We start from the raw sequence: 26,324 nt of genomic DNA, 5'->3' as shown, positions 1-26,324 counted from the left end.
CCATGTTCTGATTGCAACTTACTGAACGTTCATACAACATGTTTCTTTTACAGTTGGATTACTCTCGGAGCAAAGCACACTCCATGCATCTCACTCGATTCACCGATTATTCAATACGCGTGTTGATCTTCCTCGCCGTGAAAGGCGAAGAGCGTTCTACTATCAATGAGATCGCAGAGACCTTTGATATTTCTCGCAATCACCTGATGAAAGTCGTTCAGGAGCTTAGCCAGAAGAACTACGTTACCGCTATTCGGGGCAAGAACGGTGGCCTATTGCTCACGCGAGACCCCGCTACTATCGTGCTGGGTAAACTCGTGCGCGAAATGGAACATGGCATGGAGCTAGTCGAGTGCTTTCATAGCGATAACAACTGCATCATCACCCCTTCTTGTCGGCTCCAGCCCATTCTAAACGAAGCATTGTCAGCGTTTCTGGAGGTGCTTGACCGCTATACCTTGGCAGATGTGTTGTCCAATCGTTACCCGCAGTTGGCAGGACTAATGCGTATCCCCACCGTCAATGTCTGACAATCACTAGAAACAACCCTATTAATTTCAGCTAAGGAAATTCTGCATAGTTGCTCTACAATAAATGCATTAAAAATGCATTTTAACGCGCTATTAATGGTTCCCACTTTGCCGAATGAGGTTCTCTATGGCTATTTCCCCATCCTCCATGCCCTCCGCATCTCACTCCGCGGCCACTTCAACGTCGACTTCCTCTAATACGTTTAAGAAAAGCCGCGGACGTGGCACGGCTATCGTTGTCTATATGCTCTTTCTGGGTAGCGTATTAGCGGTGGTCACCGCCCCCATAGGGGCACTCATTGCCCACATGAAAAGAAACGATGCCGAGGAGTGGGTCGCTTCCCATTTGCAGTTTCAGATTAGAACGTTTTGGTTAGGGCTATTAGGCGGGGTGTTGTTCACTGCCATTTGGCATCTACTGGGCTGGATCGGGCTACCGGCAGTAGCCCCCTGGGCTCTGGGCTACCTCTATTTTACAGCCTGCCTGATCTGGATGGTGGGCCGTTGCGGGGTAGGCATTACCCGCCTCACCAACAACCGTCCAGTGGCTAACCCACGCAGTCTTGCCTTTGGCGGTGCCCGGGTCACCCTGGCTGATCGCTAATGAGCGTTTGAATACCTCAATGGTTTTAATACGCCTGCATCCGGACGGATGCAGGCGCCATCTATTATTCGTTCAACCATCCTGACCATCGACTCGCGCCTGCATCAACGGCCAAGTGTAGTGCACGACGAATATTGCGTAGGCAACGCACCAGAAGATGATGCTCAGCGTATAGGTCCAGTGGGTGATCTGGGGAAATAACGCCAAGACGGGTGAGCGCACCAAGGCGGCTATTAGCATTAAGCCCAGCGCCACACCAATACCGGGCAAAGTGCGTATGGGGCGGCCCGTATGACCTAGCGAAACCCTGGCCATCATGGCCAGCATCATGGTGCCCATGCCACCAATGGTCAGGGCGTGCACGGCAAGTTCAACGCGCATCAGCCCCATGAGTGCCAAGACCCACATGATAAGCCCTAGCGGAATGCAGGCGTAGCTACCGTGCAGCCCCCAAAGTAAAGGTTCACGCCAGCTATGCAGCCCACCCCAGCGCGCCATGCGAACAGTGTTGGCCAACGCCGCCAAGAGCATCACTCCCCCCATTAATAAAGCAGGAATGGCAACCCCCAACATGATGACCAGCTGCAGCACGACTACGCCAGCCGTACTCACCAGCGTTACTCCTTCGAGTAAAGCAATAGGTTCAGGTTTTGGGCGCCCCAGACGATTGGCAGTGAACATGGCAATCACACGCCCGCCAACGACTGTCATCATCAGTGTGATTAACAGTACGGCCAAGTAGGCGGCTTGGCGGATCAGCTCGGCGTCACCCTGCATCACCCCTAAGTGCATCGCCAGGTTAGCCGTGGCAAACAGCAACAGCGCGGGAATAAAGATCAGGTTGCGCCAACGCTTTGCGGTAATGACCAGACGCGCCATAACAATGGCGACCACTGGAAGAAATGCAAGGTCAACCGCCAGCAGCAGCCATCCTGGCAAATCCATGGGAAAAGCCATCAGCACCCTACCTAATAGCCAAAACGCCACCAGACCCAGTAGCGGCCCGCCGTTTAAACTTGGCAAGCCTGTCCAGTTTCGTACAGCGGTAAGCAAAAACCCTCCGATCACTGCTGCGGCAAAACCAAACAACATTTCATGCTGATGCCAGAACACCAGGCCGCCATAAGGGCGCAGCAAAATATTGCCATGCCAAAAGCCCAGCCATACCAGTAGAGATAAAATACTGAACAGCGCGGCCAACAGGAAAAAGGGCCGAAAAGCCAGACGCAGCAACGGTAGTTGCTTGAGCTTGGAGGCAGGCTGGGAAGAGGTGATGGTTGGCATAGCATAATACCCCACTGAATTACTTGGATTTGCATTGTGCGTCAGGCTAATAACAAAAACCATGACAAGTATCAAAAATGCATCTTATAGGCTCAAATAAGCTACTTCGTCACTCAATGACAGACGCTTTTGCATTGTCTTCAGGCCTTGTTATTCAAATGACTAGCAGCCCCCTCTCCTTAACAAAGCCCCTTGATGGTTGGTATTTATCGCTTTTAGCGTTAAGATGCATCTGCAATGAATCTTAACGCCTGAGGTATTATCCGTGCTAACACATGAGCAGGAAAAGCTGATCAACGCGACAGCTCCCGTCGTGGCCGAACACCTGAATGCGATTACACAGCGCTTCTATCCGCTGATGTTTACCCGCTACCCAGAGGTCAAGCCGCTCTTTAATGAGGTTCATCAGCAAAGCGGTGGTCAGCCCCGTGCCCTGGCCAACGCCGTGTTGGCCTATGTGCAACTACGCAGTAATCCAGCTCAGGCGCGTGCTACTCTGGATGTTGTGGTCAGTAAACACATCTCGCTAGGCATTCTTCCTGAGCAGTACCCTATTGTCGGAGAATGCCTGCTGGCAGCAATTGGCGAAGTGCTGGGTGAAGCTGTCACTCCGGAAATCGCCGATGCATGGGGCGCTCTATATAACGAACTTGCCGCCCTGTTAATCGACCTCGAAGACCAGCGCTATCGTGAGTTTGAGCAGCGCCCGGGGGGATGGCGCGGCACACGCCGTTTCAAGATTGCCAGTACCCATCAGGAAAGTGCTGTAATTCGCTCTTTTATCCTTGAGCCCGAGGATGGAGGACGTGTGGCTGACCATGAGCCAGGTCAGTATATCGGTGTACGTCTAACCATTAATGGCGAGCTGGTTTATCGGCATTACAGCCTCTCAGACACGCCAAATGGCCAAAGCTATCGAATCTCGATCAAACGCGAAGAACAGGGCCAAGTCAGCCGTCACTTCCACGATGTCTTACAACCCGGCGACACCTTGGAAATGCTACCGCCAGCAGGTGACCTAACGCTGATTGAAGGTGATGAGCCTCTGCTGCTTGCCAGCGGCGGCGTTGGGCAAACGCCCCTGCTTCCCATGGCAAGACATGCCTTGTCCCTTGGGCGGCAAGTCACCTATCTACACGCTGCCCTGGATGCCGACCACCAGGCCTTTAAAGGCGAATTAGAAGCACTGAAGAGCGAGTACCCTCAACGTCTTAAGGCTGTCCGTATTCATGAGCGCGGCAACGAAGCCGAACATATTGGTCGTATCGACCACAGCTTATTAGCTCACTACCTGCCTGATCTTAAGGCGCGCTGCTACTTCGTCGGCCCCCAAGGATTCATGACAGCGATTAACAGCGCTTTGTCCGAACTGGGTGTCGACGAGGATCGCCGACACTTTGAGCACTTTGGGCCTTCACGCCCCCTCGACGCAGCGTAATAATGGGCGGCCTCGGGATTTCCCGAGGCCGCTTGTGAACATTTCAGAAGCCTGGGTCACTCTTTACGTACCAAGCGCTCCAGTCCCAACAACAGTTCCCCCAAACGCCCTTGTGCAAGGCCTTCCTCGCAACCGTCGAGTAGATTCTTGAGCGTCAACCCCAGCTCTGTATCCCCTTCAATGATTAAGCGACGCTGGAAAAACAGGCTGTCGGGATCCTCGCGGCGCGTGGCAAGGCACAAGAATTCACGCCAACCTCCCCGAATGGTTGCCTCGCCTTTCTCGCGACATAATATTAAGCGCTGGGATTCAAGCGTCAGACTTAGCGTCACAGCTAAATCGGCGATGGTGAGACTAATGCGCCGACCTTCCAAAGCATCGAACTCCCCCTCTGCAAGCGGCATAGCAAAAGTACGGTTGAGTAAAGGCTCGACTATACGTTGCTTAATTGTAAAAGGTATCCGTGGATCAAGGAGACGTATCAAATGGCTAGGCGTTATAGGAGGGGAAATTGAAAAAGAGGGCATGGAAAAAGGTAAAGACAGCAATGACATAACAGTCACTCCGGAGTAAAGGCATTATCGGCAAACACTAGGCCACTGATGCTAAGCGTTGCCGTGGCGCTGGGTAGTGACGCGTGTCAAATAAAAGAAATATTGCACCAAAATTAACATGCATTTAAAATGCACTTAATATATTGACGAAAACTAGTGAGCCCTGATACCTCGGCACAACGCTTACCGAGTGGAGTATTAATGAGGCACGACCTGCCCAATCCGGGCTGGGGGCCGCTTTCAGCCCTACCCGGCAATCCACTGATGTGGGTATTGATACTGAGCGAAATGCTGGTTTTCACCGCCTTCTTTGCGCTCTATGCCGGTCAACGCGCCCTTGACCCTGCACTATTCAATGAATCCCAACATCAGCTTGACCCGGTGCTGGGCGGCCTCAATACCCTGGTGCTCTTGACCAGCGGACTATTTGTAGCCTTTGCCGTTGAGGCGATAAGCGCTCAGCGCATACAGCGCAGCCGACAGTGGTTAGGCGCCGCTATATTGTTGGGCGTACTGTTCTGTGTCATTAAGGTTTTTGAGTATACAAATAAGTTTGCTGCTGGAATAACGCCAGAAACGAACGCTTTTTTTGGTTTTTACTATGGTTTAACCGCCTTCCATTTTGCTCACGTTGTGTTCGGCTTAGCGCTACTAGGCTTAGTGAGCTGGCGCACCTCCACCGAGAACGTAGAAACGGCGGCAGCCTTCTGGCATATGGTGGACTTGATTTGGATCCTGCTTTATCCACTAATCTATCTGCTGAGATAATTTTGTGAGGAAACAATGAGGGCACTGCCCGGTACACGACGTTTACTGATTACTTGGGGCATATTAATGGCGCTGACCCTGGTTTCCATGGTTTCCGCTCGGCTAGATCAGACCACCAACTGGCAGGCGCTTCCCCTATGGTCAGCCGCCATGATAATGATGGCGACGGGGTTCAAAGCCCACTGTGTGCTCATGGTCTATTTAAACTTGCGCGCCGCGACCCCAGCCTGGAAGGGAATTTTCATTGCCCTGACACTATTAACGTTAACGCTGATTGCCGCGGGCTACCTGGCCGGTCGCTTTCATTTAGTGGGGTAGCCTCACAGGATTGGCTTTAGCGAAGTGCGGAATCAGTACCTCAAGGCCGCTGCGCGGCATTTGCCCAGGCTTCCAGCAACCGACCCAGCCGCATCAAACCATAAACGATAAAGGGAACCAGCAACATCAGCGCCACGCCCCAATCACGATTATTGATAAGCCATACCAGCGGCACGACTATCCCTAAAGCGACCAAAGACCAGAGACAAATCGCCACTACGAGGCGCAAACGCACCATAGATAACCTCCTTAGGAAGCAACAATCTGGCGGTAGATACTCGGCAGCGCCAAGGCGAGATGCTCCGGACGCTGGACAATGGCATAACCACCTCGCCCAAACAGATGAGGAATATAGCGCCCTGCTTCCCGGTCAATCGTTACTCCGAACACGCGCACTTCTTCCCGTCGCGCTTCAAGAACGGCTTTGCGCGTATCCTCTATACCATAACGCCCTTCATAATAGTCGGTATCGTTAGGCTTACCGTCGGTCAGAAGTAACAGCAACCGGTGCCGATTGGGCCGTTTGGCAAGCGCTTGGGAAAGGTGCCGAATAGCGGGCCCCATACGCGTGTAGTGGCCTGGTTTGAGCGCTGCGATCCGCCGTGACACCCGCTCGCCCATTGGCTCATCGAAACTTTTCAGCGTATTGACCCAAACACGGTGACGACGGTGGGAGGTAAAGCTGTGAATGGCATAGTCATCGCCGCACCCCGCAAGGCCGTGCCCCAATACCAGCAGCGCCTCTTTAGCCACATCCAGCACCCGCCGGTCTTCCAGCCAGGCCTCAGTGGAAAGGGATACATCGACCAGGATCGAAACCGCCAAATCCCTCGCTTGGGTACGGCTAGCTTGATAAAGACGGTCGCTGGCTTCACCGGTAGCCGCCAGATCACAACGGGAGCGAATCACGGCGTTCATATCCAGCTCGCTGCCATCCAGCTGGCCACGTAGCGTCTCACGACGCGGCCTCAGTGCTTCAAACTCGCGACGGACTCGGCGAATGCGCCGTTTTGTCGTTTCGTCCGGCTGCCAGTTCTCCCCCTCCTCGCTCTGCACATCGCTGAGTACCACACAGTGGTCAGGCATATAGATTTGCTTACGATGGTTCCATTCCGGATAGGTATGGCGCCCACGCAGCCTTCCCCCACTCACCTCATCGGGCGCCAGATCAAGATCAAGCTTTAGCTTGGAAGCCGCCTTCTTACGGTTAGCACTGAGCACAATCTCATCAATCTGATCGGCCGCCTGCTTGGCCTCATCATCGTCTTCATCCTCTACATGACGATTGAGATTGACCATTTCGGCCCAGGAAAGCATCTTTTCGGATGCATTGAGCATTAAAGAGTCATCGCGGTCGGCCTGATCCTGCTCGCGCCGGTCAGCCTTACGTTTACCACGATCATCTTGTGGAGAATTCTTCCCTGCGACCGGTGCCTCATCATCTTCCTGCTCGGTTCGTGCTTGTTTATGGGTACCCAGGGCAACGGCTTGCCCCCATAGCGGCACCGGAAGTGGCGGCCGGTATCCACGCGGCGCATGAAACTTGTCCAAAGGCAGGAGCTCATCGAGGATAGCGATATGCATCGCTTCGGCCCAGCCAGCCTCGGGCGGCGTTTTTCCAAGCTGGGTGCAGAGAACGGATTCCAGCGCCGCTTCCATCGGCGGCAAGCGCTTGCGCTGGGGGCGAATGGCCAGCAATGCCTGACATAATCTGGCGTGGCGCTGAGCGAGCCCAGGGAAATGGGCCAACACTGCCCGAGTCGCCCGGTTTACTTCACGCAGCTGGAGAAGGTCTTGCTGTAGCGGATCTTCGACGACGTGCACATGCCGGGTCACCGCCAGGTACGCTACCAGCCAAAGGTAGAGATCCCGGTTCAAGGAAACCTCGGCGAACAGGGCAATGCGTGGCGGTAACAACAGGCTTTCTTCGTCACGGCGTGCTTGATCGAGCACCTCCTCATCAAGCCCAAGCCTTTGACGTAAGGATAAGCGATGCGACGAACTACGCCCCGCAATAGCAGCAACATCGATACCCGCCTCGCCACCTCCGGCGCGGAAAAAGACGCCGAGCATGGGCCGCAGCGTTTCAAGACGTACTGCGGCTTCGGGATGGTCAGGGTAACTTGCCGCACTGGAAGCCCAACGGTTCCAATGGCGGCCTACAAACTCCTCGACTTCAAGAAAATCAAGCATGCCGTGCCCTCACCCAAAGGTTGCGTGAATGGCTTCCATCAGCCCTTCCTGAACATCTGCGTCATCACTCAGCGGCTCCACTAAAGTAGCCCGGGCAGCTTCCAAAATGGGCACCCCGGCAGCAATCAGGGTAGCGCAGTAAACTAACAGGCGAGTAGAAACACCCTCTTCTAAATCCTGACCCTTCATGGCCCGTAGGCTGGCGGCAAGATTGACCAGCGCGGCGCACTGCTCACCAGGCAAACCACTCTCCCGCGCGACAATATCGCGCTCGACTTTGGGTGGTGGAAAATCAAATGACATGGCCAGGAAGCGCTGGCGGGTACTCGGTTTAAGCGATTTGAGAATATGCTGATAACCAGGGTTATAAGACACTACCAGCATGAAGTCATCCGGCGCTTCGAGCAGTTCTCCGGTACGTTCCAACGGCAGTAGTCGGCGGTCATCGGTGAGTGGGTGAAGCACCACGGTGACATCTTTACGCGCCTCCACCACCTCATCGAGATAGCAGATACCCCCTTCGCGCACTGCTCGAGTAAGCGGGCCATCGACCCAGCGGGTCTCACCGCCCTGCAACAGATAGCGGCCTGTAAGGTCGGCTGAAGTCAGATCGTCGTGACATGAAATAGTGAATAGCGGACGGCCCAGCTTCGCGGCCATATGGCTAACAAAACGTGTTTTACCACACCCGGTGGGGCCTTTAAGTAACAGCGGCAAACGTTGACGAAAGGCGTGCTCAAACATAGCGCATTCGTTCCCGACGTTCTCGTAGAAAGGTATTTCACGCTCAGCGATAGGATTAGCGACAGAAGAAAGAGGCATGGCAAGACTCCATTGCCGGAAAATAAATAAAGAAAGTAAAAACGGCCCCGCAGGGCCGTTAAGCTCAGGCCGAGCCTGCCCCAGCGGTAATTTGTGTGCCGCCGGCGGGCACCTGCTCTCGGGCGGGCCCGAAGAAGGAGTAGAGCAGCATGATCGCCCCCACTGCCACGGCCACACCAGCGCCCAGACGCATGATGTAGAACAGGCCCAATTGATCCTGCACTTCCATGTAATTCATGCCCAAGACGCGCTGTAAGTGAGTCTGCACGACCCCGGCGAAGGTCAGGGTAAACGTCATGAAGCACATGGCACTGGTGACGATCCAGAAGCCCCACATGTTCAGCACTTGGTTATAAGGCTGCACACGGCGGATCTGCGGCATGGCGTAGGTAATCACGCCAAGAATCAGCATCACATAGGCACCATAGAAAGCTAGATGGCCATGAGCGGCGGTTACCTGAGTGCCATGGCTGTAGTAATTCACGAACGAGAGGGTATGCATAAAGCCCCACACACCAGCGCCGAAAAAGGCAATGGTTGGGCAGCCTAAGGCCCATAGCATGGCCGCTTTATTAGGATGGTTACGACTGCCCTTCCAGAACATGGTAAAGGCGAATACCACCATGGCGAAGAAAGGCGCCACTTCAAGCGTCGAGAAGATACTGCCGATGGGCTGCCAGTAGCCAGGTGCGCCAATCCAGTAGTAGTGGTGCCCGGTGCCCAGCAGGCCGGAGAACAGTGCCAATCCAACAATGATATAGAGCCATTTTTCGATCACTTCGCGATCCACACCGGTCATTTTGATCAGCAGGTAACCCAGCAAGGAAGCCATGATCAACTCCCATACGCCTTCCACCCAGAGGTGCACCACCCACCACCAGTAGAGTTTATCTACCGCCAGGTTGGTCGGATTGTAGAAAGCGAATAACCAAAACACTGCCGCTAGCCAAAGCCCCAGCATTAACACCAGATTGATAGCGGTCTTGCGGCCCTTGAGCAGCGTCATGCTGGTATTGAAAAGAAACATCAGAAAAGAAATGGTGATGAGTATTTTCACCCAGAACGGTTGCTCAAGAAACTCGCGCCCTTCATGGATACCGAACTGGTAGCCGACCAGAGCAGCGGCGCCAGCAAAAGCAAAGATCGCCAGCTGGATATACGCCAGATTGGGGCTATGGATTTCCCGCTCGGCTTCCTCTGGCATCAGATAGTAGGTACAGCCCATAAAACCAATCAGCAGCCACACAATCAACAGATTGGTATGGCTGACACGCATGATATGAAAGGGCATCACTTCGGCCATAAAGTTAGGCCAAGCATAGACGGTGGCGGCCAGTAGTCCGAAGACTATTTGTAGCGTAAATAGCGCCATGGCCACCATAAAAAAGGGTAAAGCAACCTTCTGGGTTTCATATTTCATTGTACGGTTCTCCTTGATTCATCCTTCGGCTGTTTGCTTTAGCCAGCGGGATGTGGGGGCCAGTCCTGATCGTCGATGCCATCGGTCCATTCGAGGAAGTCGATTAGCGAGTTCATATCCTCTTCGCTAAAGTCATACGCTGGCATTTGACGACGACCCTCGATCCCCAATGGCTGGGCGCGGATCCAGGCATTAATACCCGATCTGGCAGCCTCAGGATTTTCATGACCTCCATAGCGTTCCCAGACGTTACCCAGTTCAGGAGCGAAATAAGCACCCTCTCCCATAATGCTATGGCAGTTGATACACATGTTTTTTTCCCACACTTCTTTGCCATGCTTAACAGAATCCGTGAGGCCTTCGCTGTCCGTGGAGACATTGACCATGTACCAATGACTATGAGCCGTTAGCGCGGCAAAGAGCAGGAAGAAGAACAGCGAACCACCGTAGAAAATATTGCGGGCCGCTGATTTAGTGAGACCATCAGCCATAAGCCATACTCCCTTGCTAGTCAGATCCGACCTTAGGCTGGGAAGCCAAAAGGCATACGTTTATTAAGATGTATATTATTTACATTTTTAAGATTAGCAGAAGAATCCCCCTAGCAACATTGCCACAGATCAATTTTTGGCAAGAGCAAAACCCTTGGTAAATTTACGATTACTAATTAATTCGAGCCAGAACGCGGCTGGGTTTCTTAATATTGCCTAATCACTCTGTGCGGTTTGCACCAGGGCATAGCCGTTCTAGAGGTAGGCTGATGCTATGACTTCTCAGATTTCACACGGGCATGCACCACTGCTGCTGATATGGGTTGCGCTCTCTTAAAACAGAGAGAATCAAGCTTCACACTTGACAAAATACAAACTAGCCTTAATTCTGAATATAATATCACGACATGATATTTTAAGCTCACAACGATCACAACTGACTGCGAGGCTAGACAATGAACCCTCTAACCATTATTCAACTGCCCTTTACCCATTTAGCGGGATGGAAAGACCTCCAGCAACGCCATCCTTCAATCGCCACTCTGGCTTGGTGCATCGTGCTGCCCATGTCATTGTTGCCACCCGTGATGCTCTATTATGCCGGTACACACTACGGAGATATCTTCGCTCCAGGCTTCGCCGATCGGCAGTGGCGCTTCATCACGACCATTCTCTTCCTGGCCGAGCTGCTCACCTTCTTTGTAATGGGCTGGCTAATTCACGCGGTGGTCAATAGCGATCGTGATCTCTCAATTAGCTACCACGACGCTTATCTGTTGGCAGCCCTGGCACCTTTGCCACTTTGGTCAGCAGCGACCGCTCTGCTGATCCCCAGCCTGTTGTTCAATGCGCTGGTAGTACTGGTGGCACTGGGCATCTCTTGCAGTTTGGTCTACCACGGGCTGCAGGCTCTGTGTAAACGCTCAGCGAATGACGTAACAACGATGTCTGCTACTTACACCGTTATGGCCGCCGGGGTGCTGGCATGGGGCTTGCTAATGGCTATTGTCTGGGCTTACTAGGATTCAAGTAGAGTGGAACCGACTCACTAGCTAGGCTTAAAAGGAAACGCATTGACTTGCGAGATAGCGATGAATATTGAATTAAAGCGTGCCTATGACTCACCTCAGAGCAAAGATGGTTATCGTGTCCTCGTCGACGGTATCTGGCCGCGCGGGGTGTCCAAGGAGGAAGCCAAAATCGATGAATGGCGCAAGGAGGTCGCCCCAAGCAGCGAGCTTCGCAAAGCATTTCATAATGGTTCTCTCGACTGGAGTGGCTTCCGCCGTCGCTATCTCAAAGAGTTAATCTCTTATCGCGAGTCTCTTCGTGATCTTGCACAACGTGCCAGGAAAGAGCGAGTTACTCTGGTATTTGCCTCTAAGGAAGAGCGCCGTAACAATGCCGAAGTGCTGCGCCAGTACTTGAACATGTTGAAATAATCCACGCTGTAAAAAACATTTCTACATCGCCACACCCCTAGCGCCGTGGTGCATAGCCAAGCGTCTGAATTTCGAGTTGAAATCACAATAACGACTGACGTCATCGCCTACCCACTAAGGGGTAAGCTAATGCTCTGTAGGGGTACGCGAGACTAAAAATGATCCAGATCAATATTAGCCCCCCTTATTTCTTTAAAGTGAACTTCATACCTTTTCTCGTACTGAGAAATCAGTACCCAGCAACTCGTATACCTCTATAAACCACCTTGCCACGTTGCCGAATTGGTAATTTCAACTCAAAAGATGCATAAGGAATACTTCAATGAAAACCCTCGCGTCCATACTGTTGCTAGGCGTTGTTGCTTCTATTTCGGTTACCGCTCATGCAGATGGCGAAGCCACCTATAACCAAGCCTGCATGGCTTGCCACATGACGGGCGCCGCAGGTGCTCCCATTCGCGGCAATGCCGAACGCTGGGAGCCACGCTTAGAAAAAGGCATGGACACCCTGTACGACCACGCGATTAACGGTTTTCAGGCAATGCCGCCGAAAGGAGGCCAATTGGGCTTGAGCGATGACGAAGTGAAAGCTGCCGTCGACCACTTGCTAGAACCGGTTCTATAACGCTCTTGACCCGAAAGGAAACCACGATGTCCCCTGTGGCTTGCCCGCGCCGTCTAACCGGCATCTGGATTAGCTTGCTGTTACTCCTAGCGATAACACTGCCCGCCCAAGCTATCGAACTGGGGCAGGTACGCGAGGGGTTTCCCACGGCAGAGCGTCTTGAAGCCTCGGATTCACAGTGGCCGGTAAGCCGTGTACTCGCCAGCGACGATGAGTTGCTCGGCTACGCTTTTGAGAGTGTGGATGTCGCTCCGATCCCCGCCTACTCGGGCAAACCGGTCAATGTACTGGTGGGGATCGGTCTGGATGGGCAAATTGTACAGACCGACGTCCTCAGTCATTCAGAGCCGATCATGCTGGTGGGCATTCCCGAATCGAAGCTAAATAGCTTCGCCGATGAGCACGAATCGGCCCACGTCAATGACAGGCTCAGGGTCGGCGACAATCTTGACGCTATCTCTGGCGCGACGGTGACCGTCATCGTCGTCAGCGACACCATCATGCGCAGCGCCAGGCAAGTGGCCGCTGAACAGCAGCTCATTGCCGACCCCTCCCAGACACCACCGGCACGCGTTCGAGAAGACGTTTTCGCCCCTGCCAACTGGGATGAACTGACCGGCGACGGCACCATTCGCCGTTTGCAACTGACCCATGGCGAGGTCGATGCGAGCTTTATAGGTACGCCCGCCGAAGATTACCTGCGCTCGCCACAGCCCGCCGATAAAACCTTTATCGAGCTGTTTTACACCTACCTCAACCCACCAACCGCTGGCCGCAACCTGCTCGGCGATACTGGCTATGACCAACTAATGGTCGAGCTGAAGGATGGCGAGCACGCTATTGCCGTCATGGGGCGTGGTGACTACTCATTCAAGGGTTCAGGGTATGTGCGCGGCGGCATCTTCGATCGCATCGAGCTTTCACAGGGCAGCACTCGGGTCAGCTTTCATGATCGCGAACACATCCGCCTGGGTGATCTGGCCCTCGAAGGCGCGCCCTCGCTGGCCGAGCGAGACATCTTCATCGTCCGCGAAGAGGCGGGCTTCGACCCCGGACAACCGTGGCAGCTGGAATTACTGGTTCGCCGCGCCTCTGGCCCCTTGGATACCGAGTTCAGCCGCTTTAGCGCCGACTACAGTGTTCCCGAGGCCTATATAGAACGGCCTGAGCCACCGGTGGAAGAGCCTATCTGGGTACAGGTTTGGCGCGACAAGGCTTTCCAGATCGTTGTGCTATCCGCCGGATTATTGGTGCTCACTGGCATCATGCTGTTCCAGGATGTGCTGGCGCGCCACCCGCGTGTTCTGAACCCACTGCGTCTGGGTTTCAAGATATACACCTTAGTATTTATCGGCTGGTACTCGCTGGCCCAGCTATCGGTCGTCAATATCCTTACCTTCACCAACTCGCTGATAAGCGGTTTTAGCTGGTCCTCATTTTTGATCGACCCAATGCTATTTATTCTCTGGTCGTTCGTGGCGGTGAGCCTGCTGCTGTGGGGCCGCGGAGTTTTCTGCGGCTGGCTGTGCCCCTTCGGCGCTTTACAAGACCTGGTCAACCAGGTCGCTCGCAAACTAAACGTTAAGCAGATCGAGGTGCCCTTCGGGCTCCATGAGCGCCTATGGGCGATTAAATACATCATTCTGCTGGCCTTGTTCGCAGTCTCGCTACATTCGCTTGGCACCGCGGAACGCTACGCCGAAGTGGAGCCGTTCAAGACCGCAATCACCCTGCGTTTCCAACGTGACTGGGCCTTCGTTATTTATGCTCTTGGACTGGTGGCGATTTCTGCCTTCAACCACAAATTCTACTGCCGCTATCTGTGCCCTTTAGGTGCCGGGTTGGCTATTCCTTCGCGTTTACGCCTGTTCGACTGGCTCAAGCGCCACCGCGGTAGCTGCGGTACCCCGTGCCAAATCTGTGCCAATGAATGCGAAGTGGCCGCTATACACCCGGACGGCCGCATCAATGCCAATGAGTGCCACTACTGTCTCGACTGCCAAGTGACCTACCACGACGACCAGCGTTGCCCGCCCATGGTCAAGCGCCGCAAGCGCTATGAAAAGGCGGCCAATATGTCATCGCGCGGTAATAGCGTTGAGACCCAACGGGATACCGATGCCAGCGGCAAACAGGCCGCATGGCAACGCATCCCTCTTCACCAGCAAGACTGATCTCAGGGGAATCAAGCATGAGCGATAAAAAAGACCATATTCAGGATATCGGCCGTCGCCATTTCTTGCGCAATACCGCCGTCACCGGCGTTGCCGGGGCGGGCCTGGCCAGTGGTTTTGGCGCAGGTGCGTTACTCAATAGCCGTCAAGTTCAGGCCGCCGGCGCCAACGGTATCGACGTTGCACCCGGCGAGCTCGACGATTACTACGGCTTCTGGAGCGGTGGCCACTCGGGCGAGGTTCGGGTGCTCGGTGTACCTTCAATGCGCGAACTGATGCGGATTCCAGTGTTCAACGTGGATAGCGCCTCTGGCTGGGGGATCAGCAACGAGTCGAAGCGGATACTCGGCGAATCGAGCCATTTCCTCAACGGCGACTGCCACCACCCCCATATTTCCATGACCGACGGCAGCTACGACGGCAAGTACCTATTTATCAACGACAAGGCTAACACCCGCGTTGCGCGCATTCGTCTCGATATCATGAAGACGGACAAGGTCACCACCATCCCCAACGTCCAGGCGATTCACGGTTTGCGCCTGCAGAAGGTGCCTTACACCAAGTACGTCTTCGCCAATGCCGAACTGCCAATACCCCAGATCAATGACGGCCGCGACCTGGAGAACCCCGACAACTACTTCACTATGTTCAACGCTATCGATGCCGAAAGCATGGACGTGGCTTGGCAGGTGATCGTCGATGGCAACCTCGATAACACCGATGCCGACTACACCGGTCGTTTCGTCGCCTCTACCTGCTACAACTCAGAAAAAGGCATGACCCTGACCGAGACCATGCGAAACGAACGCGACTGGGTCGTGGTATTCGACGTTGAAGCGATTGAAGCCGCCGTGGCGGCCGGGAACTACAAGACACTGGGTGAATCAAGCGTCCCGGTACTGGATGGCCGCAAGGGCTCGCAACTGACACGTTACATCCCGATCCCCAAGAACCCCCATGGCGTGAATACCTCACCGGATGGCAAATATTTCATCGCCAACGGCAAGCTATCCCCCACTTGCTCAATCATCGCCATCGACAAGTTACCTGAGCTGTTCGACGACAGTATCGAACCGCGCGATACCATTGTGGGTGAACCTGAACTGGGCCTGGGCCCGCTTCACACCACCTACGATGGCCGGGGCAACGCCTATACCACGCTGTTCATCGATAGCCAGGTAGCCAAGTGGAATATTGAGGATGCCATTCGCCACTACAATGGCGAAGACGTCAACTACCTGCGTCAGAAGCTAGATGTCCACTACCAGCCTGGGCATAACCACGCCAGTCTCACCGAATCCCGGGATGCCGACGGCAAGTGGCTGGTGGTGCTGTCGAAGTTTTCCAAAGACCGTTTCCTGCCGGTAGGCCCTCTGCATCCCGAGAACGATCAGTTGATCGACATCTCAGGGGAAGAAATGAAACTGGTGCATGACGGCCCCACTTATGCCGAGCCCCACGACTGTATTCTGGTACGCGCCGACCAGATCAACCCAAGCCGAGTATGGACACGAGACGACCCCTTCTTCGCCGAGACCGTGGCCATGGCCGAGGCAGACGGCGTCAACCTGGAGGGCGAAAGCAAGGTAATCCGCGATGGCAATAAAGTACGCGTGTACATGACCTCCATCGCACCGCAATTTGGCCTGACCGAATTCAAGGTCAAACAGGGCGATGAGGTGACCGTGGTCATCACCAACCTTGACCAGGTCGAGGATCTGACCCACGGCTTCTGCATGGTCAACCACGGCGTGCAGATGGAGATCAGCCCCCAGCAGACCGCTAGTGTCACCTTCACCGCCGACAAAGCCGGGGTGCACTGGTACTACTGCAACTGGTTCTGCCACGCGATGCATATGGAAATGACTGGTCGCATGCTAGTCGAACCCGCCTGACGCCTCACTGACAGGAGTCTGAAGACACAATGCGGGCCGATTCCTTCGGCCCGCTGCGGGAGAACACCATGAAACGACACCCTGGCTATTTAGGTTGCTTGCTGGCGCTGCTATGGCTTTTTGGGCTGCCTAGCGGGGTTTATGCAGCTGACTGGCTCGCCACGCCTGGTGAGCCGTTACAGCCGTTGATCGAACAGGCTACCGACGGCGATCAATTGCTGCTGCCTGCAGGACGCTACCCTGGGCGTGTGGTTATTGACCGCACGCTGCATATTAGGGGCGAGTTGCAAGCCATCCTCGATGCAGGAGGCCAAGGCCATGCGGTGGTGCTGGCAGCTCCCGACATTATATTTGAAGGTGTGCGCATTGAAGACTGGGGGGATAACCTGACAAAACTGGAGGCCGCTATTTTTGTCGAGCCCAGCGCTCACGGTAGTACCATCCGCAATAACCAGCTAAACGGGCCTGGCTTCGGCATCTGGCTCGATGCTGTCAATAACGTCAGTGTGATAGGCAATACCATTCGTGGCGATACCCGACTGCGCTCTCAGGATCGCGGCAACGGCATTCACCTCTATAACGTTAGTGACTCGATTATCGAATCCAACGATGTTGCGCAGACTCGCGACGGCATCTATCTCGACAGCAGCCGCCACAACGTGCTGCGCGACAACACCCTGCATGACCTGCGCTATGGCGTGCACTACATGTACTCCTTCGACAATCGTCTTGAAGGCAACCTGACCCAACGAACCCGAACCGGCTACGCCCTGATGCAATCCAAACGCCTGGAAGTCGTTGATAACCGTTCGGAAGCAGACGACAACTACGGGATTTTGATGAACAACATCACCGACTCCCTGTTGAGCGGCAACCGAGTCGAAGGCGTCACCCAGCCCCTGGGGGCAGATGGCGAGGGGCGTCTAGCGGGCGGCGACGGCAAGGCACTGTTCGTTTACAACTCGCAGTTCAATCGTATCGAGAATAATCGTTTCGCAGCCAGCGACATCGGCATCCATCTCACCGCCGGTTCAGAAGATAACCAAATGGCGGGCAACGCCTTCATCGCTAATAAGCAGCAAGTCATGTATGTCGCCACCCGTGAGCAGGATTGGTCGGGCAATTACTGGAGCGACTACCTGGGTTGGGATCTTGACGATAACGGTGTCGGCGACACCGCTCATGAACCCAACGACGCCATGGATCATCTTCTCTGGCGCCACCCCTCCGCGCGCCTGTTGATGCAAAGTCCTGCGGTGTTGGCACTGCGCTGGGTGCAACGCCAGTTTCCAGTGTTTCGTCCCCCGGGGGTCAGAGACAGCGCGCCCTTGATGAGCGAGCCCGGCCGAGAAGGAAATGCTCCATGAACCCAGTAATAGAACTACAGCGAGTTACCAAGCGTCACGGGGCGCTGGTGCGACTAGCTGAAATGGATCTCACCATCAAAGAAGGCGAGATGCTCGCCCTGCTGGGGCATAATGGCGCGGGCAAGACGACCATCATGAAACTCATACTGGGCTTAATTGCGCCCAGCTCGGGCCACGTTGACGTCCTCGGTGGCGCTCCTGACGGGCCACATGCCGAACGCCTACGGCGTCAGTTGGGCTATCTACCTGAAAACGTCACCTTCTACGAACAGCTCACCGGGCGTGAAGTGATCACCTATTTCGCTCGTTTAAAGCGCGCTGACCGCCATCAGGTAACGGTTCTGCTTGAGCGTGTGGGCCTGGTCGAAGCCGCCGACCGTCGCGTTAAAACTTACTCCAAGGGCATGCGCCAGCGCCTTGGCCTGGCCCAGGCTTTACTAGGGTCTCCCCGGCTATTGTTGCTGGATGAACCCACCACCGGCCTTGACCCCGCTGCCACCCGCGATTTTTATCAAGCGGTAAAAGCCCTACGCGACAACGGTTGTACCGTGCTGCTCTCTTCCCATGTACTGCCGGGCATCGAACCCTATATCGACCGCGCCTTGATCCTGGGCAAAGGGCGACGCCTGGCCCTGGGCAGCCTTAAACAGCTGCGTGAAGAAGCACAGCTACCGCTGACGTTTCGTATCCACGGCACATTGCTGGCCATGCAGTCTCAGCTCTGGAAAGCCATGTCCCTTGAGCCTATCCCAATCAATGAGCGCTGTGTGGAGGTCAACGTGCCCGCGGAAAATAAAATGCAGGTACTACGTCAATTAACCACCATGCCGAATATCGACGACATCGAGTTATCGCCCCCCACCCTTGAGCATCTCTACACGCATTTTTCTACTCGCCCCGCCTCACTGACGCTAGGAGCCAGCGCATGAAGGCCATGTTCATCGTCGCCGCCAAAGAGTTCCAGGATGGCCTGCGTAATCGCTGGGTACTGGCGATCACCGTGATCCTTGCCGTTCTGGCAATGGGTATTGCCTACTTTGGTGCCGCTGCGAGCGGCGGTCTTGGTTTTACTTCACTGGCCACCACCCTGGTCAGTTTATCAACTCTGGCCGTTTTTCTGATCCCCTTAATCGCGCTGATGCTAGCCTACGACGCCGTTGTTGGTGAGCAGGAGGCCGGCACGCTACTACTGCTACTCACCTACCCTATAAGTCGTTCGGCGTTGCTGTTTGGTAAGTTCTTCGGCCATGGGATGATTCTGGCCGTCGCCACGCTACTCGGTTTTGGTATCGCGGGTATGGTTATTGCGTTGGGCGCTGAAGGCGTACCGCTTATCCAACTAACCGTCGGCCTAGCACGATTGATCGCCAGCAGTGTGCTCTTGGGCTGGGTGTTTTTGGCCTTTGCCTACCTGATCAGCGTAACGGTCAGCGAAAAGGCACGGGCCGCCGGGCTGGCACTAGGAGTGTGGTTTCTGTTCGTGCTGGTATTCGATCTAGTACTGCTGGCCCTACTGGTTGGCGTCAAGCAGGGGGGCGACTGGCTCCCCTACCTGATGCTGCTCAATCCCACCGACAGTTTTCGCTTGATCAATCTGTCGGGGTTCGACACCACACAGCTAGAAAGCGGTATCGCGGCTATCGCGCAGCAAGGCGCGTTCCACTCTGCCTGGCCGCCCTTGGCAATGCTGGTTTGGGTCGTGGTGCCCCTGCTATTGGCCGTCCGTCGCTTCCACCGTCATACCGCTTAACATCATCTCTTAATAACGAGGATTGATCATGCCCGCCCTGCTGCCCACGCTAGCCCTTATTATTTTGCTCATGACCGGTTGCAACAATGCCACTGACAGCGCCGAAAGGATGCCGCCTCAGCCTATTAGCGGCGATGACATCTGCCATGTATGCGGTATGTTTATCACCGAATTCGAAGGCCCCAAAGGTCAGGCATTTATGCAAAGCCACAGTGACGCGCGTAAGTTCTGCTCTACGCTGGAGATGTTCGTTTTCCTCCAGCAGCCCGAAAATCAGACCCAGCTGCGCCATGCCTATGTACATGATGTCGGCGTAACACCCTGGGAAGCACCTAAAGACGATGCCTTTATCCCTGCAGCAGACGCTTGGTATGTGGTCGGCCATGATCGGCGCGGCAGCATGGGCCACACCCTTGCACCGTTCTCCAGCCATGAGCGTGCCGCGCAGTTCGCAGCAGTTCATGGTGGCGAGATAATCACCTATGACGATATCGACCTGGAATTGCTCGCCCGGCTCGGGCGCCACGGAGGGAGCGGCCATGCCGCCCACTCAATGGCGCAATAAAAGTGAGGAGTGAGGCAGAAAGTAGCCGCAATTCAGGCTAGCCAGGAAAGCGGGCTGTGATGTATGGCAGCCCCCACCATGTAGGCGAATATGGCAACCGCCACTAACGCAGCAACAGCACGTGCCCTTGGCGTTGCACCGCGCTTAATCGCAATGGTGCCAATACCGATATAGGCCAGCAGCGCCAGTAACTTGGCGCCAAGCCAAGGAAGCTGCCAGGGCCATACGGAAAGCAATACCATCAAAGTCACCCCCAGCCCCAACAGAGCCGTATCAATAAGATGAGGCAATACCTTGACCCAACGGGCGTTGAGCCGCGGGCTTTCCTGCACCGACCACCAGGCGCGCACTATGAAGAGCGTGATGCTCAGCGCAGCGGCCGACATGTGCAGGTGCTTGATGAGGAAATAGTGCTCCATGGTAACCGTCCCTAGCCGACGTTAACCGCATTGCCGTGATGATCGAAGGCAAGATAGGCGGTGATATTACCCATTTGCAGCGACTCCATCATACGCTGGAGCTGCCGTTCAACCTCAGCGTCATCTTTTGGGTCGTCCATGGCAGCTGTGAAAACTAGATCCCATTCGATCTCGGTACGGCGTGACTCCTCAACCAACGCCGCCATGCTGGTCAACTCCTCCGTCGACTTATCTACGCATACCACAGGCACCAACACCCCCCCTTCACCCTGTTCGAAGCGACGACGCTGGTCAGCATCAGGGAAGTCGGGCAGCTCTGCGCGAACGAACACAAACAGCAGGCGCTGGGGCTTAGGTTGTTTACGCGCTTCCTGCAGTAAATCGGCAAACGTGGCTATGGTCATCAAAACTGTGGTCATAAAATAGGCCTTATCGCTAGTGGTTTAGAATCAGAAGGTGAGAGAGTAGGTAAGAATGAACAGGTGAGACTCATAGGCGGCGTTACTCGGGTGACTCTACGAAAAGCCACAGCAGCAGCATTACCATAAACAGAGGGATCAACAGGCTAAGTGGCGCCGCGCGCCAACCATAGGCTTGGACTACCAGAGGCGCCATCCGCAAGGAAAACCCTACCCCCGCCGCTAAAGCCAGAAAAAGGGCGACACAAAGACTCACCCAACGACCAGGCATCCAGCCTTTGGCGTGGGCGATGCCCGTCGTAATCACCGCACCTCCCAGTCCAAGCCCAGCCCCCACTAACAAAAACTCCCACGGTCGGCTAGCCATCCCAAACCCGCCCAGCGCCAACGCTAGCCCCAGTAATAGCCATTGCATCAAGCGGCAGGTGTCTCCCCGCCTGGCGATATACCAAGCCGGCCAAGCCAACAGCACACCGCTACTCAACGGTACCAGCACATAGAGGGGTTGTTTTGCGAGCAGGGCATAAAGTGTCCAGCCAGCCACCGCTAAAGCGCTTGCCAGCGGCATCAGCAGCATGGCTACCAGCAACTGATAACCATTTACTGGCTGTTTTGATGTCTCCAACGTGGGAGGCGGCACAGATGATGGCATGGCGTTTCCCAGCGAGGGTATAAAGACATCGGAAGACATGTAAGAATTGTCTGTAAATACTGGGCGTAGGTCAAAAGGCATCGGAGGTAGACCGGCTAACCCCAAAGGAATAGCCCTCGTATCGAAATGCAGACAGTGCCACACTCCCTTACCTCTTCCGCGCTATCGGAAATGCCATGAAATTACTTCAGCGCTCCCTGGTTGCTCGCATCATTGCGTCCTTACTTGCCATTAGCGGGATGGCACTCATCAGCATCACCCTGACCATGGCAATGTCTAACAGCAGCCGTGGCGATGCTGCCGCGATTAATGTCGCTGGCTCACTACGCATGAATGCCTATCAAATCATGGGGGCACTGCAACGCCTGGAGTATGCTCCAGAGGAGACTAGCGCAGAACAGCTCGAAGGACTGATTTCGAGCTTCGATCAACGTTTGTATGGCACAACGCTTCAACAAACGATCCCCATCGATGATCGTCACGAGCGCCGCCGTCAACTGGAAAAACTTCAGATCTACTGGCAGCACACGCTTCGTCCGGCACTAGAGGCACCGTCCCCAGCCACTGCGCTTGACCTCGATACGCTAGAAATGATGATCGTGGCGATGGTCAATGACATTGAAGTGCTGGTGACCTATTTGGAAGAGAGCACTGAGGCCAAGGTGCGGCTGCTGGGGATGATGCAAGTGCTCTTTCTGGTACTGATCGCTATAGTGGTCTCGATCGCCCTCTACGATGTTCGCTTCAATCTGGTAGTTCCTTTGCGTCAACTGATGGTTCTTGCCCGCGAGGCGGCACAGCGTAACTTCAAGCCACGCTCCGAACTCCGCGGCAGCGACGAGTTGGCTTTGTTGGGCCATACCTTTAACAAGATGTCTGCGGAGCTGGCAACAAGCTACGCCGCATTGGAAGACAAGGTGTCGCGCAAGAAGCAGGAGCTTGAACGCAGTAATCAGGCACTGCGGGTAATGCACGATGCCAGCCGCTCGCTGTATGGGGGCGGTAATGATCTCTGCTCTAGCGCAGCCCCTATGTTACGCGAACTGGAAAAGCTGCTGGATATCGGGCCAATACGGCTTTCTCTCAACGATCCTTTCGACCAACGGGAAATGCCGGTTTTAGAAACCCACTCGCGTACCCGACCAGAGTATTGCCGTGACCAGGAGTGTCACGCTTGCCTGATCGATCCTCGCCCCTTGGAGATGGTGTCCAATAACCAGTCACAGTGCTTACTGCTACCGATTAGCGTAGGCGATACGCTGCTAGGCACCCTGGAAGTGTGGTATCCCCAGGAGCGCCTCAACGATAGCACCCGTCGGCTGCTCACCATGTTAGCCGACCAGCTCGCCACGGCGGTGTATCTGCAGCGACGTATCGAGGAGCAGCAGCACGTTACGCTGATCAACGAGCGAACCATCATTGCGCGGGAACTTCACGATTCTCTAGCCCAATCGCTCTCTTATCTCAAAATGCAGGTCGCTCGACTCGAACGCATGCAGCAAAAAGAAGCCACCCGAGAGATGCAGTCTGCGGTATTCGACGAGCTGCGTACCGGCCTAAACAGCGCCTATCGTCAGCTACGTGAGCTGCTCACTACCTTCCGGCTCAAACTAGAGGGGCCGGGGCTGCAATTTGCCTTACGCCAGACCGTCGATGAGTTTAGCCAGCGCATGGAGGTAACGGTCGAGCTTGAGTACGATGTGCCGCCTTACCTACTTAACCCCAATGAAGAAATTCACGTGCTGCAGATCATTCGTGAGGCGCTGGCCAATACCCACAAGCACGCCCAAGCCCACTGGGCTGGAGTCACTGTGCGCTTCGCCGATACTCGCCTGCTAGTGCGTATTGAGGATGACGGCATCGGCCTGGAAGACGATAGCTCGCCACCTATGCACTACGGTTTGGTGATCATACGCGACCGAACCACTACCCTGAACGGGGAGCTGAGTATCACCAATCGCCCCACAGGGGGGGCCAGCATTGAGATAGTCTTCACCCCGTTGACCGCTCGCTTAATTCAGCAGCAGCCTGTTACGGCTGCCTCCGACTCTCACTTAGGTACAGGGACTTCTTAATGACGCTGACCAACGCCAACGATACACCCGCCAGCCTGATGATTATTGATGACCACCCGCTACTCCGGCGTGGCGTCGCTCAGCTGCTTGAGCTAGAGGACGATCTTGAACTGGTTGGCGAGACGGGCGACCCTGAAGAAGGCATTGCACTGGCCCTCAAACTTGAGCCTGACCTGGTTTTACTTGATTTAAACATGCCGGGCGTCAATGGCTTAGAAGCCTTGCGCCGCCTACGGGAAGCCAACTATAGCGGCCGTGTGGTGATGTTCACTGTTTCCGACCATGAGGATGATGTTATCGCCGCACTGCGCAACGGTGCTGACGGTTACCTGTTAAAGGATATGGAGCCTGAAGACATGGTTCGCCAACTGCGTCAGGCTGCTTTGGGGCGCATGGTCATCAGCGAAAGCCTGACCGCCCTACTCGCTGAAGCCCTGCGTAATCAGCGCAATGCCCCCACCACCCCGGATATTCATAGCCTGACGCAGCGTGAACGCGAAATTCTGCAACAGCTTGCTGGCGGACTCTCCAACAAGCTCATCGCACGCAAGCTGGATATTACCGAAGGCACGGTCAAGGTTCACGTCAAGCATCTGCTCAAAAAGCTTAACTTACGCTCACGTGTCGAAGCCGCCGTCTGGGCAGTCCAGGAAGGTATCGATCACTAATCGATTCTGTGTGGTTACCTCTAAAGACTCACAGAATACTTTTGCTCTGACCCGCCTTTACCTTCTCTCGATTTTTTCTGTTTAAAATCAATGAATCCAGGCTTTTCAGCGACTACCTCTCAAGAGGTATGTCGCTGTTTTTCATGCTATTTCCACCTATTCCCCAATTTCTTCCTCCAGCGTATCTTGCTTTCTAACTGCTAGATGCAGATAGGTTTGATGCCAAGGGGAAATCGCCATGAGCAAGAGAAATGCCGACATTGAGAAATGGAATGTCGAAGACGCCCAATTCTGGGAACAGGAAGGCAAGCACATTGCCAACCGCAATCTATGGATATCCATTCCCAGTCTGCTGATGGGATTCGCTGTCTGGATGATGTGGGGAATGATTACCACCCAGATGCAGAACCTGGGTTTTTCGTTCACGGTTAACCAGCTATTTTCACTGACGGCGCTTGCCGGTCTAGCAGGTGCCACACTGCGCATCCCAGCATCGTTCATGATCCGCATCGCTGGCGGGCGTAACACCATCTTCCTGACCACCGCGCTATTGATGATCCCCGCTGCCGGCACTGGTATCGCCTTGATGAACCCAGGCACGCCGTTCTGGGTATTCCAGGCTTTGGCGCTACTTTCCGGTATCGGAGGGGGTAACTTCGCTTGTTCAATGAGCAACATTTCCACTTTTTATCCCAGCAAACAGCAAGGTTACGCCCTGGGCATGAATGCAGGCCTCGGTAATTTCGGCGTCACTACCATGCAGATTGTCATCCCGCTGGTAATGACCGTCGGTATTTTCGGCGCTATAGCCGGTTCGCCGATGGAGTTGCAAAGCGCTAGCGGTACGTTGATCGGCCGGATCGAGGCAGGTACCGATACCTGGATCCAGAATGCTGGCTTTATCTGGCTTGTATTCCTGGTTCCATTAGCGTTCGCCGGTTGGTTCGGTATGAACAATCTTCGCACTATTACGCCCAACCCTGGTTCGCCGCTGGCGGCTTTTAGCAAAATATTAGGCCTCTACGGCGTCGGCATGGTAACTGCCATCGTCGGCATGCTAGCTCTCAGCTGGCTTAATATGTGGGTTGCCCTGCCGCTAACCATTGTTCTGACTCTGGTGTTGTTGCGCCTGATTCCTGGCGACATCAAACCTAATATCCAGAAGCAGTTCGCAATATTTTCCAATAAGCACACTTGGTCAATGACCATCCTCTACATTCTGACCTTCGGCTCTTTTATCGGCTTCTCTGCAGCCCTGCCGCTCTCCATCAACGTCATCTTCGGCAACATGATGGAAGCCACTGCCGATGGCACGCTGATTCGCGTGGCCAACCCAGAGGCGCCCAGCGCTTTAACCTGGGCCTGGATAGGCCCCTTCGTGGGCGCCCTGATCCGTCCGCTGGGCGGATGGATCTCCGACAAAGTGGGTGGCTCCATCGTCACCCAAATAATCTCTGCGGTCATGGTGGTCGCCTCTATCGCCACCGGCTACGTGATGATGCAGGCCTATAACGCCACCGATCCTAATCAATTCTTCTGGCTATTCCTGCTGCTATTCATCGTGTTATTCGCCGCCAGTGGTATCGGCAACGGCTCTACCTTCCGCAGCATCGGGGTTATTTTCGACCAGCAGCAGAAAGGCCCGGTACTTGGCTGGACCTCAGCCGTCGCTGCCTATGGCGCCTTCATCGCCCCGCGGGTAATGGGCGAGCAAATCCAGGCCGGCACACCGGAACTTGCCATGTACGGCTTTGCGGTCTTCTACGCCATCTGCCTGGTCATCAACTGGTGGTTCTACCTACGCAAAGGTGCCTACGTTAAGAACCCCTAAATAGGGCTTGCTTGTTTACG

General features: G+C 54.7%; 27 protein-coding genes. 17 read left to right on the top strand and 10 right to left on the bottom strand.

The window, feature by feature from the left end; all coding sequences use genetic code 11:
• Positions 1-83: 83 nt before the first annotated feature.
• Both ACW17M_RS05720 and ACW17M_RS05715 read left to right on the top strand, forming a co-directional pair.
• Complete coding sequence (locus ACW17M_RS05720) at positions 84-530, top strand: Rrf2 family transcriptional regulator (RefSeq protein ID WP_022523538.1); 447 nt, start codon at positions 84-86, stop codon at positions 528-530.
• Positions 531-657: 127 nt separating this feature from the next.
• Positions 658-1,134 carry a DUF4870 family protein gene (locus ACW17M_RS05715; protein ID WP_457547037.1) on the top strand — a complete coding sequence of 159 codons (477 nt, stop codon included), beginning with the start codon at positions 658-660 and terminating at the stop codon, positions 1,132-1,134.
• A gap of 72 nt (positions 1,135-1,206) precedes the next feature.
• Here ACW17M_RS05715 and ACW17M_RS05710 read toward each other — a convergent pair whose 3' ends face one another.
• On the bottom strand, positions 1,207-2,418 hold the full coding sequence (locus tag ACW17M_RS05710) for an NnrS family protein (protein ID WP_457547036.1): 1,212 nt from the start codon (positions 2,416-2,418) through the stop codon (positions 1,207-1,209).
• Between the two features lie 265 nt (positions 2,419-2,683).
• Here ACW17M_RS05710 and hmpA point away from each other — a divergent pair, with 265 nt between their 5' ends.
• Positions 2,684-3,856 (top strand): NO-inducible flavohemoprotein, encoded by a 1,173-nt coding sequence (gene hmpA, locus ACW17M_RS05705; RefSeq protein WP_457547035.1) that lies wholly within the window; start codon positions 2,684-2,686, stop codon positions 3,854-3,856.
• A 56-nt stretch (positions 3,857-3,912) separates the two neighbouring features.
• Here the strand turns inward: hmpA and ubiT are convergent, their stop codons facing one another.
• Positions 3,913-4,383, bottom strand: a complete 471-nt coding sequence (gene ubiT / locus ACW17M_RS05700) for a ubiquinone anaerobic biosynthesis accessory factor UbiT (RefSeq protein WP_457547059.1) — start codon at positions 4,381-4,383, stop codon at positions 3,913-3,915.
• A gap of 228 nt (positions 4,384-4,611) precedes the next feature.
• Between ubiT and ACW17M_RS05695 the strand changes: the two genes are divergently transcribed.
• On the top strand, positions 4,612-5,178 hold the full coding sequence (locus ACW17M_RS05695) for a cytochrome c oxidase subunit 3 family protein (RefSeq protein ID WP_457547034.1): 567 nt from the start codon (positions 4,612-4,614) through the stop codon (positions 5,176-5,178).
• 15 nt (positions 5,179-5,193) lie between these two features.
• Positions 5,194-5,496: a cytochrome C oxidase subunit IV family protein gene (locus ACW17M_RS05690; protein WP_457547033.1), complete on the top strand. Its 303-nt coding sequence runs from the start codon at positions 5,194-5,196 to the stop codon at positions 5,494-5,496.
• Positions 5,497-5,536: 40 nt separating this feature from the next.
• On the opposite strand, the gene ACW17M_RS05685 is transcribed toward ACW17M_RS05690, so the two are convergent.
• From ACW17M_RS05685 to ACW17M_RS05665, 5 genes are all read right to left on the bottom strand, one after another.
• Complete coding sequence (locus ACW17M_RS05685; protein ID WP_457547032.1) at positions 5,537-5,734, bottom strand: hypothetical protein; 198 nt, start codon at positions 5,732-5,734, stop codon at positions 5,537-5,539.
• A gap of 11 nt (positions 5,735-5,745) precedes the next feature.
• On the bottom strand, positions 5,746-7,689 hold the full coding sequence (locus ACW17M_RS05680; protein WP_457547031.1) for a VWA domain-containing protein: 1,944 nt from the start codon (positions 7,687-7,689) through the stop codon (positions 5,746-5,748).
• A gap of 9 nt (positions 7,690-7,698) precedes the next feature.
• Complete coding sequence (locus tag ACW17M_RS05675; protein ID WP_457547030.1) at positions 7,699-8,511, bottom strand: AAA family ATPase; 813 nt, start codon at positions 8,509-8,511, stop codon at positions 7,699-7,701.
• 64 nt (positions 8,512-8,575) lie between these two features.
• Entirely contained in the window at positions 8,576-9,931 is a 1,356-nt protein-coding gene (locus ACW17M_RS05670; RefSeq protein ID WP_088701533.1) for a cbb3-type cytochrome c oxidase subunit I, read from the bottom strand.
• 38 nt (positions 9,932-9,969) lie between these two features.
• The gene (locus tag ACW17M_RS05665) at positions 9,970-10,422 is read right to left on the bottom strand and encodes a c-type cytochrome (protein WP_088701534.1); all 453 of its coding nucleotides are present in this window, start codon (positions 10,420-10,422) and stop codon (positions 9,970-9,972) included.
• A gap of 455 nt (positions 10,423-10,877) precedes the next feature.
• On the opposite strand from ACW17M_RS05665, the gene ACW17M_RS05660 reads away from it, so the two are divergent.
• The 9 genes from ACW17M_RS05660 (at position 10,878) to ACW17M_RS05620 (ending at position 20,240) form a co-directional block, all read left to right on the top strand.
• A complete protein-coding gene (locus tag ACW17M_RS05660) occupies positions 10,878-11,444 on the top strand; it encodes a YIP1 family protein (protein WP_009286641.1) in 567 nt (188 codons plus the stop codon).
• Between the two features lie 69 nt (positions 11,445-11,513).
• A complete protein-coding gene (locus ACW17M_RS05655) occupies positions 11,514-11,864 on the top strand; it encodes a DUF488 domain-containing protein (protein ID WP_457547029.1) in 351 nt (116 codons plus the stop codon).
• 322 nt (positions 11,865-12,186) lie between these two features.
• Positions 12,187-12,489, top strand: a complete 303-nt coding sequence (locus ACW17M_RS05650; RefSeq protein ID WP_457547028.1) for a c-type cytochrome — start codon at positions 12,187-12,189, stop codon at positions 12,487-12,489.
• 26 nt (positions 12,490-12,515) lie between these two features.
• The gene (gene nosR / locus ACW17M_RS05645) at positions 12,516-14,663 is read left to right on the top strand and encodes a transcriptional regulator NosR (RefSeq protein ID WP_457547027.1); all 2,148 of its coding nucleotides are present in this window, start codon (positions 12,516-12,518) and stop codon (positions 14,661-14,663) included.
• Positions 14,664-14,680: 17 nt separating this feature from the next.
• Positions 14,681-16,558, top strand: coding sequence for a TAT-dependent nitrous-oxide reductase (gene nosZ, locus ACW17M_RS05640; protein WP_027959373.1), 1,878 nt, complete (start codon positions 14,681-14,683; stop codon positions 16,556-16,558).
• Positions 16,559-16,626: 68 nt separating this feature from the next.
• Positions 16,627-17,925, top strand: a complete 1,299-nt coding sequence (locus tag ACW17M_RS05635) for a nitrous oxide reductase family maturation protein NosD (protein WP_457547026.1) — start codon at positions 16,627-16,629, stop codon at positions 17,923-17,925.
• Positions 17,922-18,854 (top strand): ABC transporter ATP-binding protein, encoded by a 933-nt coding sequence (locus tag ACW17M_RS05630; RefSeq protein WP_457547025.1) that lies wholly within the window; start codon positions 17,922-17,924, stop codon positions 18,852-18,854. Before ACW17M_RS05635 ends, ACW17M_RS05630 begins: the two co-directional genes overlap by 4 nt.
• Entirely contained in the window at positions 18,851-19,675 is an 825-nt protein-coding gene (locus ACW17M_RS05625) for an ABC transporter permease (protein ID WP_457547024.1), read from the top strand. The genes ACW17M_RS05630 and ACW17M_RS05625 overlap by 4 nt, the downstream gene beginning before the upstream one ends.
• A gap of 28 nt (positions 19,676-19,703) precedes the next feature.
• Positions 19,704-20,240 (top strand): nitrous oxide reductase accessory protein NosL, encoded by a 537-nt coding sequence (locus tag ACW17M_RS05620; RefSeq protein ID WP_457547023.1) that lies wholly within the window; start codon positions 19,704-19,706, stop codon positions 20,238-20,240.
• A gap of 32 nt (positions 20,241-20,272) precedes the next feature.
• On the opposite strand, the gene ACW17M_RS05615 is transcribed toward ACW17M_RS05620, so the two are convergent.
• From ACW17M_RS05615 to ACW17M_RS05605, 3 genes are all read right to left on the bottom strand, one after another.
• Positions 20,273-20,659 carry a SirB2 family protein gene (locus tag ACW17M_RS05615; protein WP_457547022.1) on the bottom strand — a complete coding sequence of 129 codons (387 nt, stop codon included), beginning with the start codon at positions 20,657-20,659 and terminating at the stop codon, positions 20,273-20,275.
• Between the two features lie 11 nt (positions 20,660-20,670).
• Positions 20,671-21,078, bottom strand: coding sequence for a ribonucleotide reductase subunit alpha (locus tag ACW17M_RS05610; RefSeq protein WP_244317870.1), 408 nt, complete (start codon positions 21,076-21,078; stop codon positions 20,671-20,673).
• A gap of 82 nt (positions 21,079-21,160) precedes the next feature.
• Positions 21,161-21,730, bottom strand: a complete 570-nt coding sequence (locus ACW17M_RS05605; RefSeq protein WP_223827952.1) for a hypothetical protein — start codon at positions 21,728-21,730, stop codon at positions 21,161-21,163.
• 176 nt (positions 21,731-21,906) lie between these two features.
• Here ACW17M_RS05605 and ACW17M_RS05600 point away from each other — a divergent pair, with 176 nt between their 5' ends.
• The 3 genes from ACW17M_RS05600 to ACW17M_RS05590 all read left to right on the top strand — a co-directional run bounded on the left by ACW17M_RS05600 (position 21,907) and on the right by ACW17M_RS05590 (position 26,304).
• Positions 21,907-23,805, top strand: a complete 1,899-nt coding sequence (locus ACW17M_RS05600) for a type IV pili methyl-accepting chemotaxis transducer N-terminal domain-containing protein (RefSeq protein WP_457547021.1) — start codon at positions 21,907-21,909, stop codon at positions 23,803-23,805.
• Positions 23,805-24,473, top strand: a complete 669-nt coding sequence (gene narL, locus ACW17M_RS05595) for a two-component system response regulator NarL (RefSeq protein WP_457547020.1) — start codon at positions 23,805-23,807, stop codon at positions 24,471-24,473. The genes ACW17M_RS05600 and narL overlap by 1 nt, the downstream gene beginning before the upstream one ends.
• A gap of 238 nt (positions 24,474-24,711) precedes the next feature.
• Entirely contained in the window at positions 24,712-26,304 is a 1,593-nt protein-coding gene (locus tag ACW17M_RS05590; RefSeq protein WP_035558452.1) for an MFS transporter, read from the top strand.
• Positions 26,305-26,324 lie beyond the last annotated feature (20 nt).

It is taken from the genome of Vreelandella sp. 2A-K22 (assembly GCF_054065485.1).
Note: the sequence above shows the minus strand (reverse complement) of the source record. Positions and strands in the feature narration are given on the sequence as shown.

Bases quoted from the DNA above. Each gene is read 5' to 3' on its own strand.
- ACW17M_RS05720 (WP_022523538.1), top strand. From the start codon at position 84: ATGCATCTCACTCGATTCACCGATTATTCAATACGCGTGTTGATCTTC.
- ACW17M_RS05715 (WP_457547037.1), top strand. From the start codon at position 658: ATGGCTATTTCCCCATCCTCCATGCCCTCCGCATCTCACTCCGCGGCC.
- ACW17M_RS05710 (WP_457547036.1), bottom strand. From the start codon at position 2,418: ATGCCAACCATCACCTCTTCCCAGCCTGCCTCCAAGCTCAAGCAACTA.
- ubiT (WP_457547059.1), bottom strand. From the start codon at position 4,383: ATGCCCTCTTTTTCAATTTCCCCTCCTATAACGCCTAGCCATTTGATA.
- ACW17M_RS05695 (WP_457547034.1), top strand. From the start codon at position 4,612: ATGAGGCACGACCTGCCCAATCCGGGCTGGGGGCCGCTTTCAGCCCTA.
- ACW17M_RS05690 (WP_457547033.1), top strand. From the start codon at position 5,194: ATGAGGGCACTGCCCGGTACACGACGTTTACTGATTACTTGGGGCATA.
- ACW17M_RS05685 (WP_457547032.1), bottom strand. From the start codon at position 5,734: ATGGTGCGTTTGCGCCTCGTAGTGGCGATTTGTCTCTGGTCTTTGGTC.
- ACW17M_RS05680 (WP_457547031.1), bottom strand. From the start codon at position 7,689: ATGCTTGATTTTCTTGAAGTCGAGGAGTTTGTAGGCCGCCATTGGAAC.
- ACW17M_RS05675 (WP_457547030.1), bottom strand. From the start codon at position 8,511: ATGCCTCTTTCTTCTGTCGCTAATCCTATCGCTGAGCGTGAAATACCT.
- ACW17M_RS05670 (WP_088701533.1), bottom strand. From the start codon at position 9,931: ATGAAATATGAAACCCAGAAGGTTGCTTTACCCTTTTTTATGGTGGCC.
- ACW17M_RS05665 (WP_088701534.1), bottom strand. From the start codon at position 10,422: ATGGCTGATGGTCTCACTAAATCAGCGGCCCGCAATATTTTCTACGGT.
- ACW17M_RS05660 (WP_009286641.1), top strand. From the start codon at position 10,878: ATGAACCCTCTAACCATTATTCAACTGCCCTTTACCCATTTAGCGGGA.
- ACW17M_RS05655 (WP_457547029.1), top strand. From the start codon at position 11,514: ATGAATATTGAATTAAAGCGTGCCTATGACTCACCTCAGAGCAAAGAT.
- ACW17M_RS05650 (WP_457547028.1), top strand. From the start codon at position 12,187: ATGAAAACCCTCGCGTCCATACTGTTGCTAGGCGTTGTTGCTTCTATT.
- nosR (WP_457547027.1), top strand. From the start codon at position 12,516: ATGTCCCCTGTGGCTTGCCCGCGCCGTCTAACCGGCATCTGGATTAGC.
- nosZ (WP_027959373.1), top strand. From the start codon at position 14,681: ATGAGCGATAAAAAAGACCATATTCAGGATATCGGCCGTCGCCATTTC.
- ACW17M_RS05635 (WP_457547026.1), top strand. From the start codon at position 16,627: ATGAAACGACACCCTGGCTATTTAGGTTGCTTGCTGGCGCTGCTATGG.
- ACW17M_RS05630 (WP_457547025.1), top strand. From the start codon at position 17,922: ATGAACCCAGTAATAGAACTACAGCGAGTTACCAAGCGTCACGGGGCG.
- ACW17M_RS05625 (WP_457547024.1), top strand. From the start codon at position 18,851: ATGAAGGCCATGTTCATCGTCGCCGCCAAAGAGTTCCAGGATGGCCTG.
- ACW17M_RS05620 (WP_457547023.1), top strand. From the start codon at position 19,704: ATGCCCGCCCTGCTGCCCACGCTAGCCCTTATTATTTTGCTCATGACC.
- ACW17M_RS05615 (WP_457547022.1), bottom strand. From the start codon at position 20,659: ATGGAGCACTATTTCCTCATCAAGCACCTGCACATGTCGGCCGCTGCG.
- ACW17M_RS05610 (WP_244317870.1), bottom strand. From the start codon at position 21,078: ATGACCACAGTTTTGATGACCATAGCCACGTTTGCCGATTTACTGCAG.
- ACW17M_RS05605 (WP_223827952.1), bottom strand. From the start codon at position 21,730: ATGCCATCATCTGTGCCGCCTCCCACGTTGGAGACATCAAAACAGCCA.
- ACW17M_RS05600 (WP_457547021.1), top strand. From the start codon at position 21,907: ATGAAATTACTTCAGCGCTCCCTGGTTGCTCGCATCATTGCGTCCTTA.
- narL (WP_457547020.1), top strand. From the start codon at position 23,805: ATGACGCTGACCAACGCCAACGATACACCCGCCAGCCTGATGATTATT.
- ACW17M_RS05590 (WP_035558452.1), top strand. From the start codon at position 24,712: ATGAGCAAGAGAAATGCCGACATTGAGAAATGGAATGTCGAAGACGCC.